16 protein-coding genes are annotated in these 16,230 nt (G+C 35.2%); 2 read left to right on the plus strand and 14 right to left on the minus strand.

Annotation, left to right across the window (positions count from 1 at the left end; all coding sequences use genetic code 11):
• Window positions 1-394 precede the first annotated feature (394 nt).
• A complete protein-coding gene (gene dinB, locus WMO14_RS08335) occupies window positions 395-1,645 on the minus strand; it encodes a DNA polymerase IV (protein ID WP_349153645.1) in 1,251 nt (416 codons plus the stop codon).
• Window positions 1,646-1,881: 236 nt separating this feature from the next.
• Between dinB and WMO14_RS08340 the strand changes: the two genes are divergently transcribed.
• Together WMO14_RS08340 and WMO14_RS08345 are read left to right on the plus strand one after the other, a co-directional pair.
• Entirely contained in the window at window positions 1,882-2,616 is a 735-nt protein-coding gene (locus WMO14_RS08340; RefSeq protein WP_349153646.1) for a helix-turn-helix domain-containing protein, read from the plus strand.
• Between the two features lie 83 nt (window positions 2,617-2,699).
• On the plus strand, window positions 2,700-2,900 hold the full coding sequence (locus WMO14_RS08345) for a helix-turn-helix transcriptional regulator (protein WP_349153647.1): 201 nt from the start codon (window positions 2,700-2,702) through the stop codon (window positions 2,898-2,900).
• 167 nt (window positions 2,901-3,067) lie between these two features.
• Here the strand turns inward: WMO14_RS08345 and WMO14_RS08350 are convergent, their stop codons facing one another.
• The 13 genes from WMO14_RS08350 to WMO14_RS08410 all read right to left on the minus strand — a co-directional run bounded on the left by WMO14_RS08350 (window position 3,068) and on the right by WMO14_RS08410 (window position 16,229).
• Window positions 3,068-4,972 carry a P-loop NTPase fold protein gene (locus tag WMO14_RS08350; RefSeq protein WP_349153648.1) on the minus strand — a complete coding sequence of 635 codons (1,905 nt, stop codon included), beginning with the start codon at window positions 4,970-4,972 and terminating at the stop codon, window positions 3,068-3,070.
• 137 nt (window positions 4,973-5,109) lie between these two features.
• Window positions 5,110-5,631 carry an O-acetyl-ADP-ribose deacetylase gene (locus WMO14_RS08355; protein ID WP_349153649.1) on the minus strand — a complete coding sequence of 174 codons (522 nt, stop codon included), beginning with the start codon at window positions 5,629-5,631 and terminating at the stop codon, window positions 5,110-5,112.
• Window positions 5,631-5,972: an arsenate reductase family protein gene (locus WMO14_RS08360; protein WP_349153650.1), complete on the minus strand. Its 342-nt coding sequence runs from the start codon at window positions 5,970-5,972 to the stop codon at window positions 5,631-5,633. Before WMO14_RS08360 ends, WMO14_RS08355 begins: the two co-directional genes overlap by 1 nt.
• 2 nt (window positions 5,973-5,974) lie before the next feature.
• Window positions 5,975-6,193: an aspartate dehydrogenase gene (locus WMO14_RS08365; protein ID WP_349153651.1), complete on the minus strand. Its 219-nt coding sequence runs from the start codon at window positions 6,191-6,193 to the stop codon at window positions 5,975-5,977.
• Window positions 6,180-6,653, minus strand: a complete 474-nt coding sequence (locus tag WMO14_RS08370) for a YaiI/YqxD family protein (RefSeq protein ID WP_349153652.1) — start codon at window positions 6,651-6,653, stop codon at window positions 6,180-6,182. The genes WMO14_RS08365 and WMO14_RS08370 overlap by 14 nt, the downstream gene beginning before the upstream one ends.
• A 32-nt stretch (window positions 6,654-6,685) precedes the next feature.
• Window positions 6,686-7,690 (minus strand): HNH endonuclease domain-containing protein, encoded by a 1,005-nt coding sequence (locus tag WMO14_RS08375; RefSeq protein ID WP_349153653.1) that lies wholly within the window; start codon window positions 7,688-7,690, stop codon window positions 6,686-6,688.
• Window positions 7,691-7,812: 122 nt separating this feature from the next.
• Window positions 7,813-8,220 (minus strand): hypothetical protein, encoded by a 408-nt coding sequence (locus WMO14_RS08380; RefSeq protein ID WP_349153654.1) that lies wholly within the window; start codon window positions 8,218-8,220, stop codon window positions 7,813-7,815.
• A 16-nt stretch (window positions 8,221-8,236) separates the two neighbouring features.
• The gene (locus WMO14_RS08385; RefSeq protein WP_349153655.1) at window positions 8,237-8,818 is read right to left on the minus strand and encodes a rhomboid family intramembrane serine protease; all 582 of its coding nucleotides are present in this window, start codon (window positions 8,816-8,818) and stop codon (window positions 8,237-8,239) included.
• A gap of 17 nt (window positions 8,819-8,835) precedes the next feature.
• Window positions 8,836-10,005 carry a toxic anion resistance protein gene (locus WMO14_RS08390; RefSeq protein WP_349153656.1) on the minus strand — a complete coding sequence of 390 codons (1,170 nt, stop codon included), beginning with the start codon at window positions 10,003-10,005 and terminating at the stop codon, window positions 8,836-8,838.
• A 25-nt stretch (window positions 10,006-10,030) separates the two neighbouring features.
• The gene (locus WMO14_RS08395) at window positions 10,031-11,668 is read right to left on the minus strand and encodes a leucine-rich repeat domain-containing protein (RefSeq protein WP_349153657.1); all 1,638 of its coding nucleotides are present in this window, start codon (window positions 11,666-11,668) and stop codon (window positions 10,031-10,033) included.
• A gap of 17 nt (window positions 11,669-11,685) precedes the next feature.
• Window positions 11,686-12,351, minus strand: coding sequence for a hypothetical protein (locus WMO14_RS08400; protein WP_349153658.1), 666 nt, complete (start codon window positions 12,349-12,351; stop codon window positions 11,686-11,688).
• Window positions 12,351-15,443: an ATP-binding protein gene (locus tag WMO14_RS08405; RefSeq protein WP_349153659.1), complete on the minus strand. Its 3,093-nt coding sequence runs from the start codon at window positions 15,441-15,443 to the stop codon at window positions 12,351-12,353. The genes WMO14_RS08400 and WMO14_RS08405 overlap by 1 nt, the downstream gene beginning before the upstream one ends.
• 3 nt (window positions 15,444-15,446) lie before the next feature.
• Window positions 15,447-16,229 carry a hypothetical protein gene (locus WMO14_RS08410; RefSeq protein WP_349153660.1) on the minus strand — a complete coding sequence of 261 codons (783 nt, stop codon included), beginning with the start codon at window positions 16,227-16,229 and terminating at the stop codon, window positions 15,447-15,449.
• Window position 16,230: the final 1 nt, after the last annotated feature.

Consider the following 16,230-nt stretch of genomic DNA (forward strand, 5'->3'; position numbering starts at 1 on the left):
TCCATACTGACCTTAGAATCTGCACATTCCATCCGGTTTCTGTATCAGCATTTTTTATCCGAAATAACGGAGAAATCACTGAATGCATTTTATTGTGCATGTTCCTATGCAAAGATTGATTATTCCAGATTTATGAATACCACTGTCAGGATTACTTTGAAGCTGATACCGGATTCATTGCAGACGCAGCCTGTATTTCTGTGCGTGGATGATACGATGGTATCTAAACTGGAACTGGCCTCCCTCTTTTTTACTCTATCGCTACTCGTAGTGCAGCTCAATTCCGCTTCGCTTCATTTCGCTCACAGCAGTCGCCGTATCAGATAACCAAGTCCCATATGTTTATGTGCAAGCACAACACATCTGTGCCTTGATTATCTGGCACCCCTCGTTGCTAACCTGAAAAGTACCCATGTGGATGTACTGTGTGTTCTTCTTTTGCATTGACTGCCGATAGAATCCCGTCCCGGTACATGAGTCCCCTCTGGATACTGTAAAATCCAAATCTTCTGCGTATCTCATCCACCGCTGAATCCATCTTCATCTGCTTTTCACGCTTCTCCACACTTGAGAACAAATCAATCTGTTCCCAATAATTATCTGTTACTAGGTCTGCACCTCGGACACCAACACTGCGGATTGGCTTGCTCCAGTTATAGTTTTCCTTAAATATCTGATAAGCGTATGCAGCTATCTCTCCGGTGATATTAGTTACATGGTCAATCTTTTTCTGACGGGTAAAAGAGAATAACTCATTATCCCTGACACTTATCTCAACCACTCTGCACCGGAATCCATTCTCACGAAGTCTTGCTGCAACACTCTCAGCCAGAATATAAAGAACAATCTTTACATCCTCATCGCATACTAAATCCTTTGGTGTCGTTGTGCTGTTTCCCACCGATTTGATTGGAGCGTGGATATTCTCCAGTTTGACGGGTGAATCATCATAGCCATTAGCAAACGACCATAAGATACTGCCCATCTTTCCAAGGTGACTGTTAAGCACTTCTTCATCTGCCCTTGCAAGATCACCTATGGTTTTGATACCAAATAATGCAAGCTTTCTGTTCGTACTTTTGCCAACGTATAGAAGATCTGCCACCGGAAGTGCCCAAGCCTTCTGCTTAAATTCACTCTTATACATAGTTGTGATTACATCAGGCTTCTTATAGTCTGAACCAAGCTTTGCAAATATCTTATTGAAAGAAACACCAACACTTACTGTGATGCCAAGCTCTGACTTCATTCTCCTGCTGATTTCCTGTACAATGAGCAATCCATCCCCTTTAAGGGAGCTGCTCCCTGTCACATCAAGCCAGCACTCATCAATTCCATACAGCTCCTGCCTGTCCGTATATTCTGCATATATCTCATGTGCCATTCTTGAGAACCGAAGATATAAGTCCATTCTTGGTGAAACAAACGTTATGTCGGGACAGACCTGCTTTGCCTGCCAGAGTGCCATTCCTGTTTTCACACCGTACTTCTTGGCAATATAGTCAGCTGTTAAGACAATCCCATGTCGTGCCTCCGGGTCACCGCCTACCGCCAATGGCTTTCCTGCAAGTTCAGGATGATGCAGATGTTCAATCGAAGCATAGCAACAATTGATATCTGAATGAAGTATTACCCTGTCTGCCATCTGCATCACCTCCTGCATTTAATCTGTCATTACCATAACCTTTAGTCCAAGTATATGAGTAATGTTTCTTACATGGCATAGTATAACCCCAAGAATAATCGACTGCCAACGGACACATGTGTCCATTTTTCTCATTATATTGGATTTTTAACTTGAATAATTGGCACTATTGCTATATACTATGGAGTGAAAAGAGACATTTGAAATCAACAAAATGAAAGAAAAGAGGCGTATGTATGTACTCAATCGGAGAAATCATTTCAACATATAGAAAAAAGAAAGGCTTGCTCCAGCAGGATCTCGCTGATGAATTAGCTAAGGAAGGTGTTACCATTTCCTACAAAGCTATATCTAACTGGGAAAGAAATCTTGCTGAACCAAGCGTTACCATATTTTACAAGGTGTGTAGAATCCTTGGTATTACTAATATGTATGAAGCATATTTTGGAGTAAATCCTGCTGATCCTTTTTCATCACTTACTGATGAAGGCAGGGAAAAAGCTATGGATTATATTAATCTGCTCCACGCATCCGGAATGTATGAAAAGCAGACTGCTAAGATAATTCCATTCCGAAGCATTGATATTTTTGAAAATGCTGTATCAGCCGGAACCGGTAACTTCCTTGTAGACGGACCGAAAAAGACTGTATGTATAGATGAATCTATCTTACCGGAAGATACTACTTTCGGTGTCCGTATTAGTGGTGACAGTATGGAACCTGAATTCCACGATGGTCAGATTGCATGGGTATTACAGCAGGAATCTGTTGCTAATGGAGAAATCGGCATCTTCGCTCTAAACGGAGAAGCCTATATTAAGAAATTGCAAAACGATACAGACGGAATCTTCCTTATCTCGCTTAATGAAAAGTATGCACCTATCAAGGTTAGTGAAAATGACCGCTTAGACATATTTGGAAAAGTTCTTGGAAAATCTGATGTTTCTGCTATTACAGGACATTACCGATAAAATTGCAAGTCCTTTTTATCGGACACATTATTTTGCATAATGACAATAAGAAAATATCTATAGAACTGAAAGAAGGAATTTTTATGGCAGTTGTCAACAATATCAAAGAAATCCGTGAGCAGCGTGGCATCTACCAGGATGAACTTGCTGAAGCTACCGGATACTGTACCAAAACCATCGGACGAATAGAACGTGGGGAAAGTACCCCATCTGCCGAGTTTATGCTGCGGATATCAAAGTACTTTAATATGCTAGTGGAAGATGTATTCCATGTGGAAGATTGAGCTGGGCACATGGCACCCAGCTCTTATTCAACTGCACTATCCAAATTTCCAACAGTATTCTGCATATATTAGCTCATCATTTTACATGAAATACACATAAATAAACCATATCTCCAAACTACTATCTCAATTTTTCCTACTTTCATATATCCCTGCTACAGAAATAGTTACTGTTCAACGGATGTATTTTCATTTCCTGATTTGATAATGACATCTAGTTTATTTATAAAGTTTTCTGTATGCTTTGCTGCAATATTCTTGTTTTTCTGTTTATATTCCAGCATTACAGAATTCAAATCATCTCTTAACTTTTTGAGTGACTCAACTGTCACTTGGCAATCAATCTCTGATGAATCATTATAACGTCCCCAAATTCCAATAAACCAGCTAGAAAAATGTTCTTTATCAATATTATTTGCATTCTTAAACGCATTAAATGTTGCCAATTCCATTTCAAGAGAAAATGTATTGTATCTCTTATTACTCAAATCGCAAAAAGCAATGTTTAAATCTGAACTAATCAAATCAATATAGAGTTTCTGATTCTTTTCATAAGTCCATACATCATTATCTCTAAATTCTTTTATAATCTGGTATGCTGACCATTCATCTTCTGTGAAATACTCTTTACTATCATCTCCAATCATTCTGTGAGAATGGCTATCTTTTTTATTAGATTTAACTAAATATTTAATTTGTTTTCTAATCCCATTTCTAACCTTTTCCCAATTAATTGTAGGCAAATCAACGTTATAAATTCTAGAATAGCAACAATTATTAAGGAAAAGAATATACTCATCTAATGACAAATTTCCCTCATATACTTCTACCAATAAATCCTTAAATCCTTCATCAATTATTTCTTCATTGATTTCGGGAAGCTTATGTGTTTTTAGTATTTCAAATGGAGTTGCAGCTTTCTCCTTTTCTAAAAATACATTTATCTCCTTCGAAATCACTTCATCATTCCACTCTCCATGTAAAATCCACTTCGAAAATCCATTCACAATAAAATTGGCATTAAATACTTCAGGATAAAGTTTTTCTACATCAAGATACAGAAATAAATTCCCGTATCTTGAAGATTCTCTAATCAATCCCGCTTTATTTGTCATCATAAGACAGGTAAAAGAAAGAAGCCAGTTGCTACAGTCTTGAATACCATTTTCAATCAACTTATTATATACACGTTCAAAGTCTTGAATAGCACATTTAAAACTCCGTATATTATGTGGTCTTCGTGCTAACATCCAGCGAAGTTTTTCCTCTTCTTTTTGATATTCTTCTCTTTTCTTGATCCTATCAAGCTTATAATTTTCAGCTTTATACTGTTCGATAATTACGTCATCATTAAAATCACCTGACAGAATTTTAATCAGCAATTTCTTATTTTCTATAAGAAATTCCTTGTATTTTATGCCACAAGACATTGACTCTATAGAATTAGAAACAACCTCTTCATAATCAGGAACAAATGGAATAACTCTTTGTACTATTTTTTCTTTAATTTCATGATATAATAATTCATTATTTGTCTTATCTTTTATTTTTTCTTCATTTGCAACAATAATCGTATTAAAGTTCTGATTTTCACAGTAGTCATTAATACACCCTAAGAGATCTGTGTAAGTAATATTTGTTCTTTCCAAATCATCAAAAACAAGTATAACCTTTTTATCATAAATCGTATTGCTTATAGGTACAAAATTAACTAAGTCCATAATTGAAGAAACCACTTCTCCTTTTTTTTGCCAATTTTCAGGCAAAATATCCTTGATTGTACCAAAAAATCTTTTATAGGAATCTGTAAATTTTGAAACTTTTATTCCATTCAACTTATCGAGTTCACTTGCCTTCTCTAACCATTTTTTCTTTACCTCTACTCGTAATCTATCTAAGGAGTCTATACCAAATAAACTAACACACACAAAAACATAGTTATCTTTCGCTAACGGAATAAATTTGCTCTTAATTAGATATGTTTTACCAGATCCCCACTCTCCAGATAACATCAAGGCACCAACAGGATTATTTATTTCACAATAATTTTTTAATTCTTCAATCAGATTCATTAGCTCCTCCAACCAGAAACATAGTTATTAATAAGTCAATCATGTGAGCAAATATAGATGGATTCATTCTATTAAAATTTTATAATCCAACATTATTAATGAATATCTCAAGTTTCCAGATCGTATACTTTTTTATATCACTCATATATCCTATCCACCTCAGCTTCATATACCGCCTCAGTATGTGCATCAAACAGCACCCATTCCACCAAATCAAAGCTGTCTGGATTATCCTGCAGAAATCTATTAACTGTATGAACTGCAACTTTCGCTGCCAACTCTACCGGGAAACTGTATACTCCTGTCGATATAGATGGAAATGCGATTGTTCTGATTCCATTCTCCATTGTCAGCTTCAAAGAATTAAAATAACAGTTTGCAAGAAGTTCTTCCTCTTTGTTCCTGCCACTATTCCATACCGGTCCAACAGTATGAATTACATAATCACATGGCAGATTATATGCCTTTGTAATCTTTGCCTCTCCTGTCTCGCATCCATGAAGTGTTCTGCACTCGGCTAAAAGCTCCGGTCCTGCTGCACGATGAATGGCACCATCAACTCCGCCACCTCCCAATAGAGAATTATTGGCAGCATTAACGATTGCCTGCACATCTGTAATTTTTGTTATATCACCTTTTACTGTCTTTATTATGTACATCAGTTCCATCCTTTCCAGATATCCGGCTGATAACCAAGTGTGGACTGCTTTCCATTCCTTACTACCGGAGTTTTGATTACCTGCGGATTCTCAAGTACTTTTTCAAGCTTGTCCTCATCAGCAGTATATTTAATGAGTGCAAGCAAATCTTTGTCTTTGCCATCCCAGTTGATCATATTCTCCAGACCACCATTTACCTGTGCAACAGAGTTAAATTCGCCTTTACTCATGCCTTTTTCTTTCATGTCAATGAACTGATACTTGATGCAACGTTCCTTAAAGAACCGCTCTGCCTTCTTAGTATCATTACATTTCTTAGTGCCAAATATCTGTATATTCATAATCAGTATTCCTTTGCTATCTCTTCATCTATTCCATACATAGCCTTAAAATGTTCGAGGTCAGCCGGACTTTTTATCAACATTACCTCTTCTATCTTACCTGTATGTATATCCTTAAATCCTGCAACCTGCTCGCCATTACAAATGCTTGCTTTGATTACCGGCTTCTTGTTTTCCTTATCATAAGACTGTACAACACATTTCTTCTTAAACAGTCCCATTTTGCTCACCTTCCTTCGCCTGTGCCAACAGCACAAGCTTCTCAAATGACTGTGCAAAACGCTCATCATCTTCACTTGTCCGCTTCTTTGAACCTTTTATATGATTCTTAGAAGAACCTCGTCTTGCTTTCTTATTAAGGTGTCTTTCCATAAGCATCCGATCAATATTCTCATCCGTGTACCACTTGCCGGATTGATGAATTGCATATGCACCCTTTCCAAGCGCCATTGCAGCAACGCCATAATCCTGAGATACCACAATGTCTCCCTTATGACATATACTGATCAACTTATAATCTACCGCATCTTCTCCGGCTCCAACCACAATTACTTCACTATAATCTGAATAGAATACATGGTTCGTGTCACACAGCAATGTGGCTGGAGTATTATATTTTTCCGTAATCTCTTCTACAATGCCAACTACCGGACATGCATCTGCATCTACAAATATCTGCATTTTCCATAAAATCCGCTTTGTTCAAATATAATTTATGTTCGCATTTCAACTTCTTTTAGCCCGCTCATTTTGGCGTATTTCCACATTCTGTTTAAGAGATCCTGAGAATACCTCTCAAAGTCCTTTTGAACAATGATATTATCTACTACTTGTATCCCCTTATTTCTCTGTCCTATTTTTATAAGAAAATCCTGCTTAGGCAACTTGTTACTCTTTCTCTCGTTGCATTTTGCACATGACAATACAAAATTCCATAACTTATCATCTTTTACAAATGACCACGGAATAAAATGATCCACATGTATATTCTTTCCAAGCTTTTTCCCACAATAAAAACAATTATCTTCTTCAAATTCTTTTCTTAATATTTCTCTGTAAACTGACAGATCTTCTCTCTTAGGCGTTGCCAATTCCAGTTTGTCTATTACACGTACCAACACATTATCATCATTTATTTGTTCCAAAAATCGTGCCCATGCGTAATAATTCAATTTTTCTAATTCTGATTTATACTTCAACATAAAATTATACACACTGGAATTAAGAACGATTCCGTCTTCTTTCAGATTAAAACTATAAATTATTCCATCAAAGTCATCATACAAAGCACCAATAACAAATCTTTTACATTCTGCTGTTACCTGCTTAATAATTTTGTTTTTAATATCCGCACTAAGTGATTCAAATTCCAAATTAATAAATATATTATTTTCTTTAATAACATCTTTAAATATCAACTCGATCTTTGAAAACTCTGATTTCCCATCTTTTCTCATCTGTCGCAAATCATATTTCACTACTAAATTCCAATAATTATATGCGAATCGACCAAACAACTCTTCGTAACTATATCTGACACCTTGTTCTGTCATCTCTCCCGAAAAAGCGCTATCTAACAAAGACTTTATCAATCCAAATTTATATGTGTTTCTCTTCTTGCAAGCATCTGAGAATACAAAATTAAACAATGACCAAATTTTGTCTTCGCTTACAACATATTCAATTATAGCTCCAGCTTTTAGATTCCATCCTGCCATAAGCGAATCTCCCTTCATCTAGTCTTTTATCTTACTATCTCCTGTTACATAATTAATCTCAATATCTGGCTACACATTATAGGCACATACACAAAAACATATGCCCGTACCTGAAGTTTCAACTATAAGTCTAGTTCAAAATTGTCATCATCTATATCAATAATCTTTCCCGATACCTTTTTCGATTTTTTATCCGTCTGTACTGTAACTTTCAGTGCCTTATTTTCTTCATCACTTGTTTTAAATAAACTATCAACGAACGCCTTAATATCCATTGATTGCTCTGTTTCATTCTTCTCATATTTTTCTGAATATGATTCTGGAATCTTCTTATCTTTCATTTCATCGGTGCTTTTATTCAATGATTCAGCCAAAGCCTTATTCTCTGCGGTATTTTTATTATACCAACAAAATTTCTTAGGATTCCATCTCCATTTAAACATTTTAAGTGTCTCTCTTGTCATTTCATCTGGTTTTCCATCAAAGTATAATTCAATAGAATTATATTCATAATTGTTTACTATTCTCATATCTCACACCTTCTTTTCAAATTCCATACTTTGATCTCTTATTTAGTGAAAATCCTAAAATTCCTCCTACGATGCCGCCCACTACATGCGCCATGTTAGAAATGTTATCATCCAGAACAACTCCATCATATACCTGCTGTCCCAAATAAATGGCAGCTACAAGTATGAAAGTGATTGGTATCTCTCCTTCTCGAAAGCTAGTAAATGAAGCCATTAAAATAAATGCAAATACAACCCCGCTAGCACCACATAATGCCGTATTCCAAAAGAAAAGATAATTAATAACGCCCGTCACCAGAGCAGTAACTGCTATTACCTCTATAATTTTCATTGGTCCATGTTTTTCCTCAAGCATAGGCCCTAGCAATAAGATATATGCCATATTCCCTATAAAGTGTTGCCACCCATCATGTCCAAATACATGTGTAAATAAGCGTAAATATGTAAGTGGTGACATTAAAGACGAATGATATGTCATAAATATCATCTGATTACTCTTGCCATTGGTAAGATAATTCAATAATGTTGCAATAAAACAAATTGCCGCAAAGCCTAGTACAACCGGAGCATTGAATGTGATTTTTATTTTTCTTTTCATCTTCAGTCACTCCCTGTTTACTTACTTCCAGCCTCCAGAAGAGCCTGCTTAAGTTCTTGTTCTACTTTTACAAGTTCTGTCTCTGCATCCTGGCGTCTCTTTGCTCCTTGCTCATGAATTTTTACAACCTCTGATATCGAAGAAATAAGCTGCTGGTTGCATCTCTTTAATGTTGCTATATCCACAACTGAGCGTTCTGCTTCTTTTGCAGTTTCAACCGTTGCCATTTTGAGAGTTTCAGCATTTCTAGTCAATAACTCATTCGTTTTTTCAGTTATCATATTTTGAGCAGACAATGCTCTCTGAGTATGTTCAATACCAAGTGCCAAAACCATTTGATGTCTCCATAGTGGAATTGTGTTAACCAGAGATGATTGTATCTTTTCCAACATTTCTTGATCATTATCTTGTAACAACCTAATTTGAGGTGCAACCTGCATTGCGATTACTCTAGTAAGCTCTAAATCATGTAGCTTCTTTTCAAAGCGATTGCATAAATTAACATACTTATTGTAGTTTTCAACATCTTCTTGCATTTGTGATGTTTCAGCTTTTACCTTCAACGCTTCAAGTTGTTCTCCTCTTGCCTTATCCAATGCCTTTTTGCCAGCAATAATATACATGGTCAATTCTCGATAATACTGTAAATTCAGATCATACATTTGCTCAAACATTTCAACATCTTGTGTCAAAACTACTTGATGCTTTTCTAAATCCTTTTCAATTCTTGAAACATTTGTTTCTGCCTTTGCATAATTAGCCTTAATAGAATCTACGCCCCTTTTAGCTTTTTGGAATATTCCAAGAATTCCTTTCTTTTCAGGCTCTGTGGTTGCATCCAAAGCAACAGTAAGTTCTTTTAACGCATCTCCTACATCTCCCAGTTCGCTAGTTTTTACTTTTCCTAAAATATTTACAGAAAAATCTGAAATACTTTTCTGTGCACTGGAACCATACTGAATAACCTGCTTGGCATTTGAAATATCAATCTCATTTGCGAACTGTGCTACCATTTCCTTTTCATCATTACTAAGCATACTTTCATCAATAGATCCAGCATTATATTCAGTCTGTGTCTGTACAATAGGTTGAACTGTCTGCCTCACAGGAGCGCCCTCTAGTAAGATATTTGACTGTTTCTCTTCTTCCGGATTTAATGTAAGTGTTGTTTTTGTTTGATTTTCCATAGCTGGTCTCCTTTCAATTTACGCATTAGTGTTTTAATGGGCCTTCGCCCTTAACATATCCATCTTGTCCCATTATTTTCTGCAAGGCATTCGCTTTTGCTATGGTATCCATAGTTGCGACCTGATATATGCTATCAATTTTTCTCTCCACTGCCGCTATTACTGTGTCAATCGATTCCATAACCTTAGTATATACTTTATCAATCTGTTCCTTCGATACACCAGCCGTTAAATACTGCTGATGTGCAAATATTAACCTTAATGTTTCTGGCAAATAGTATGTTGAAAATCTATGCGTACCCTCTATCTTATCTGGATATTTTTCCAGAGCGGTACTAAGTTTGTGTAACTTTTCTATAAGAATACCAATTTGCTTTTCCATGTCTTCACTTATTTGACTATGCTGTACGTCTTCAAAATAAAAAATATATGAATCCAAGTCTGCTCCTTCTATGATTTCTTCAATAGTAGTCTCTATTTTCATATATTTCATATCATCTTCACTTTTTGAAGATTCAATAGTATGCAATACTTTAAATAATACTTCCGTATTTGGTGTCGATATATATAGGTTCTCACCATTAGTCAGTACTTCTAATATTATTGGGCTTCCTTCAAATTCCATTATTGCTGCAATATCGTCCAACAGAATCTCATATATATCACTTCCACCATAAAATCCAATTTTGTTAGAAAACAAGTACAGTTTTCCTTTAATAGATATATACTGTCCATCACCAACTTCTTTATATAATACTGCATGATTCATATAATGAATAAGTTCATTCTCATCTACTATTATACCAAGATCTTCATGCGGGAACACCGGTAGTGAGCCATTCAAAATATTGCTTATAATATCATCTGGCAAAATATTAGAAATTTCCTTCTGTAGGTCAGAGTGTTCTGCAATATACTCATATAATCTTTTCGCTTTCTCCATTACAATCTCACTCTCCAATCTTGGTTCATTCTTAAGTATCACTTTAATCCTAAAAAATGGTCTTCTCATTTTACGCATTGGTGCATCGGAAATATAAATATCTTCAGTATCTGAAAAGTCCCATTGACCATACTCTATATCCGATAATCTTCTGCAATCTGCAAATGCACTATCAGCAACTTCAGTCTTACATTCCATTTTTACACTCGACAAATATATATCATGTAAAAAACAATTTTCAGGGATTCGATCAACTTTTTTCACTGAAAAAGATGTTAACCTACTACACAGAGAAAAACTTTCTTCTCGTAAATCCTCTATAGTGTTCATTTCGACAGATTCAATACTTGATAATGAAAATGCATTAGCACCGATACAATCCATTTTCGAACGAATCTGTATGTCTTGCAGTGACTCACACTCAGCAAATGCATTATCTCCAATTTTTCTAATACCTAATCCAAATTTTACTTTTCTTAAATTACGACATCCCAAAAAAGCAAAATCGTTGATTCTTAATATTGAATCAGGTAATTGTATATGCTCAATTATTAAATTGTTCGAGAATGCTTTTTCTCCTATTTCTACTACTTCCTGTCCTGAAATCTTTTCCGGTATATTAATCCGCTTACTCTCGCCATTGTATTTATCAATCGAGATCTGACTTCTTGTTATGTTATGATAGGAAAAATCACATGAATGTTTACTATTTAAATCCATACGATTCATTACCACCTTTATTTAAAGCTAACTGCAAGTTTGGATGTCATGTTGTTCTCCATCAACCAATTTAATATATCTGGGGTTAAATCATCAACACTTGCTTTTCCAGATGCCACTTTCTTGAGAAATGCAATAATTTCGGCACCATCTTCTCCAAAACCCAAACTATTTATTATCTCGTCTGCTTCCTGTAACCCTTTTTCCACCTTGTCCAGATTATCCTGTTTAAAATCCCAAGAAGCCCCTAATTTAATTTTATTGGATGCATAATCTACTTTTTCTCGCTCTGGTGCAATACCTTTTATAGTCTGAAGCATATTTATCTTTTGGTCTGCCACTTTATGATAGTAGTCTGACCATTCTTGAAGTATTGCTTTCTTAATAGTAAATACTTCCTTTTGCAAATAATTAGCCGTAGATTCTTGTATTAATCCTCTCGATACTGCATCGCTCGATGATTTAAGCAATCCAATAACCCTTCCCCTAGTTTCCTGCGAGATAACAAATCCCAATTGAGACATACTGTTTGTAACAGCATTAACCATCAGATGAATCTCACTTACGACATTAGAGAAAATCTTATCGTTTTTTTCCTGTTTTTGTACGTCATTAGAAGATTTTTCTAATTCATATATTTCCTTCATAGCAATTATGCTCTGATCTAATAAATCTACTAGCATTACATCACCTTCCAATCCATAACAGTCTTACTATCTGACTCAATCTTATTGCGTGATTCTGCATATCTCGTACTCAAGTCACCACCATTATCTACAAAAATATTGCCTCTTCTTTTTTCAACATCTCGTGCAACATATTCAATATCCTTTTGTACTGTCTGTAATATTGATAATACACGCTCAAGCTTCGTCAAAGGATCTTTCGAGAACATCAGCAATGTATCTAAATCATCTGTACTTGCAATGCCCTTCTCCACCTCGCCAAAAGCTACTGATATGGTCTTAGCATCTTTTTTTATTCCATCTAGGACCTGAATATTACCATGAATATTAACTAATGAATTGCTTGCAGTCTCATAAAAGTCCTTTATTTTATCAATCAAATCTTCTATATCTTCATCATCAATATCCTCATAATCCAAATATGTACCGATTTGTTCCAGTATACAGTTTGCTTTTTCTTTTTCCGCTTCTGCAACTTTTGGAATACGCGTATATATCTTTTCATATATCTCACGAATTTCTCGACGTTGTGGAATTGGATCATTTAACAGAATTTGTTCATCTGGTATCAATAACTTGACCTTCTGAACTTTGCGTACGTCAGAATTAAATTCTGTCGCTCTAATAAACACTTGCGATGACTTCAGGTTACCTTGAATAATATTGTAATACTGCGTAATCACATCTTTTACTTTTTCATCATTATTCAAAAGCATACTTACAAGCGAATTCCATTCTGTGCAATGCGAATTTTGTACAACTTTTTTCAGATTTTTAGCCATCAGATTTGTTGTTGGAATACCTTCAACTTTTGTTCCTGTAAACACTCCTTGCATTATCTCTCGTATCATTTCAGTAGCAATCGCACAATCTTGATAATCTACTGATTGATTATCAAAAACATTTACAGTCTGAATAATTGTTTTTTTCCACTTTTCAAGCCAAGTCTGAACTCGATACACCATCATAGCAGAATTATCAAAATTCCAGCTTCCATTTCCTAATGTTACATATGCCAAAAACGCCTCTAATACACCTTGCGTTTCTCTATCTGCTGGCAAAATTGTTAATGCATTCTTAGCTGCTCTTTTCTGTCTTTCAAATCCTATAAAGTCCTTTGTAGCTTTTACACGATTCAAATTATCCAAAGATACGCCTTCTATCTGCCAATTAATTGCAGATATCAAGAATCTTTTATTTATTTCATCTCTAGCTTTTGTAATATTAACAACGTCTTTTGTTGTAGCACCTACATTTAGTTCTCCTCCATCAATCCAAATTTGCAGTGTTCTCTGTCCAAGCAAGAAATCAGCCATTGCCGGATCAACTTTCTGTACGATATGTTCTGGTGGTTGAGTAATATCTGATCCATCCGATAGTTGTTTTACTGGATCTACAGATGCTTTAACCGGCTTATCACCTTTTCTTCCTGTAAAAGTTGGAATTCCTAAATCATCAAAAAATCCAATTGGCATTCCACCTAAATATTTTATACCGCTTTCTTCATACTCCAGATCTGATGCATTACCCCAAACTCTTATGAATCTTTCAACTCTGTCTGCTTGGCTTTCTTCAACTTGCTGATGAATATAAGTACTTACATATAGACTCTCAAATGGAATATCATTAATCCTTTCAATTGCAAATTCAGGAAAACTCTCCTTTTTGAATAGATAATTTCTCATAGCTCTCTCAATAACATCTCTTAATAGATATCTAGGAGTTCTATAATCCGGCTGCAAAATACACATATATAGATTCGTAATTGCTTTTTTAGTAAATGGGAATAACGATAATTCCTTCCCCTTTGCAATTTCAACTGTATCCCAAAGAGATTTTTCCTCTCCTTTATGAATAGGATACTCTTTCATAGAAGCACCATTCTTCGCCCAGTCATCTAAAATATCGCCACGCAAAGACATTGCATTTAGATATCTACCAACAAATTCATACAGCGAATTCTGATCTTCACCGAACACATCATTTGGAATAACAAAGAATTGTGTAACTCTATCCTTATGGTTATCCATAAAGTTTACGTTAAAATATTTTTCAGTTGTTCCTACAATAGAGGAAATTCTACAAAGTTCTTGACTTTCATACATTCCAGTATGTTCAGTAGTCAAAACATTTAGCAGTGCAACATTTACACCAGTAAATGCTGTAACATCCTCAATCAATAGAGTAAGATTTTTACCCTGTCTTTTAATCTCTTTTCTAATTTCCACAAAGACCTGTTCAAAATCTCCTGGTTCCAATCCAGCACATGTCTGAATAACCTTATTTACCAGAGTATTCATATAATCAGCTAGTCTTTCTGGCATTTCATCATCCGCAAGAATGGCATTTGCCATTTTCATGGCATTTTTAGCTGCACCATTGGTAAACATATCATCGCAAAAATTAACATCCACTTCAAAATCTGAAGTTTCAAACAACGCCATTACATCTCTGCTATCACCAGTTTCATTTTCAGCTACTTTTTGATAAATACGATCGATAGCACCTTCTTCTTTCATTAGATTTAGTTGAAACTGTTCGTATTGCAATAATTCAACTAATCTCTTCTTTTCATTATTACTTATAATCTCATCATTTTCATCGTTCTTGATTTCAACAATGAAGTTTTGATATATCATATCTTTAAGCTTCTTATTGTCAATCGTTGAAGTTGCTCGAACCAGCCTGTCATACACAGCCTTATTCGGTATATTGGCAACTTCCGGCAATTCGAGTAATTGCTTTATCGTTCCTTTCAAACTATTATCACTTCTACGAACAAAAAGAACTACTTCATTTTCTGGTGCCGCCTGTTCTAATCTAGCCGCAAACCATCTAATAAGGTGTGATTTTCCAGCACCACTTGAGCCTATCACTATAATAAACTGATGCTCATTTTCAGTATTCAAGACATATTTATTAAAAACTTTCTCTTCAGACATAATTTTGTCTGTTTTACTATCCCACTTCTTTCTTATATGAATATTTTGAACAGGCACATGAGTAGCTAAGAAATCAGCTTGTGTACTCGTAACAGTATCAATACGAATTACTTCACCTATTCTACTTTTTGCAATTTCTGAATTCATAAGCTATCTCCTTACTGTTACATGAGTAACTGTTGATTTAATTGGATGTAATTCTGCTTCATATAGGAACCACATATCACCACTATCAAGCTTGTGTGATAATTGGATAATTCCTTCATCATGTAATGCTCGTAAACCACTTGACATAGCAAGATTGATTTTCTTATTTCCATCAATATCGGATAACCCTATTTCAGCATACGGCTTTATTGCAGCCACGAAATCAGTAAATGTGTATTCTTCTCCCTTTTTTATGTTGCATACTGCTAATACGGCTTTTAGATACGTATACATGTTAGGCAATAAAAGCATATCATGAAGATTACCAAGCCCCAAATATGTAGCCCAGAATCTCCAAGCTCTCATATCATCTTCATATACTGGTTTTCCTATAACTTTTGACATATGTTCTACTAATGCAGCTTCAGACACTCCTTTAAACTTAAACACTTGTTCATTCATCGATATATATTCTTTTGATACAGCAAAGAATAATCCTTCCGATATTGTATCTATATTGCCTACAATATATTCTCGCATTGAATCATATGATGATACATACTTTGAGTCTATTGCCAATGATATATCACCTTCCTTTACAGAAATAAGCCCTAACTGTCTTGCTGCATCACGAACCATTCCAAAATATTTTGTTGTACCACCTAAATCCGATGGTTCTAACAACTCTCGCAAATCGCTTTCCTTCATTGTTCTGCTTTTAATCGCTTGGCAAAGGGCATATACCCTTTCCGGAATTGCAGATGTTTTCATTCTATCTTCAAACATA

It is taken from the genome of Lachnospira rogosae (ex Hitch et al. 2025), assembly GCF_040096455.1.
In the GTDB taxonomy this organism is placed as follows: domain Bacteria; phylum Bacillota; class Clostridia; order Lachnospirales; family Lachnospiraceae; genus Lachnospira; species Lachnospira rogosae.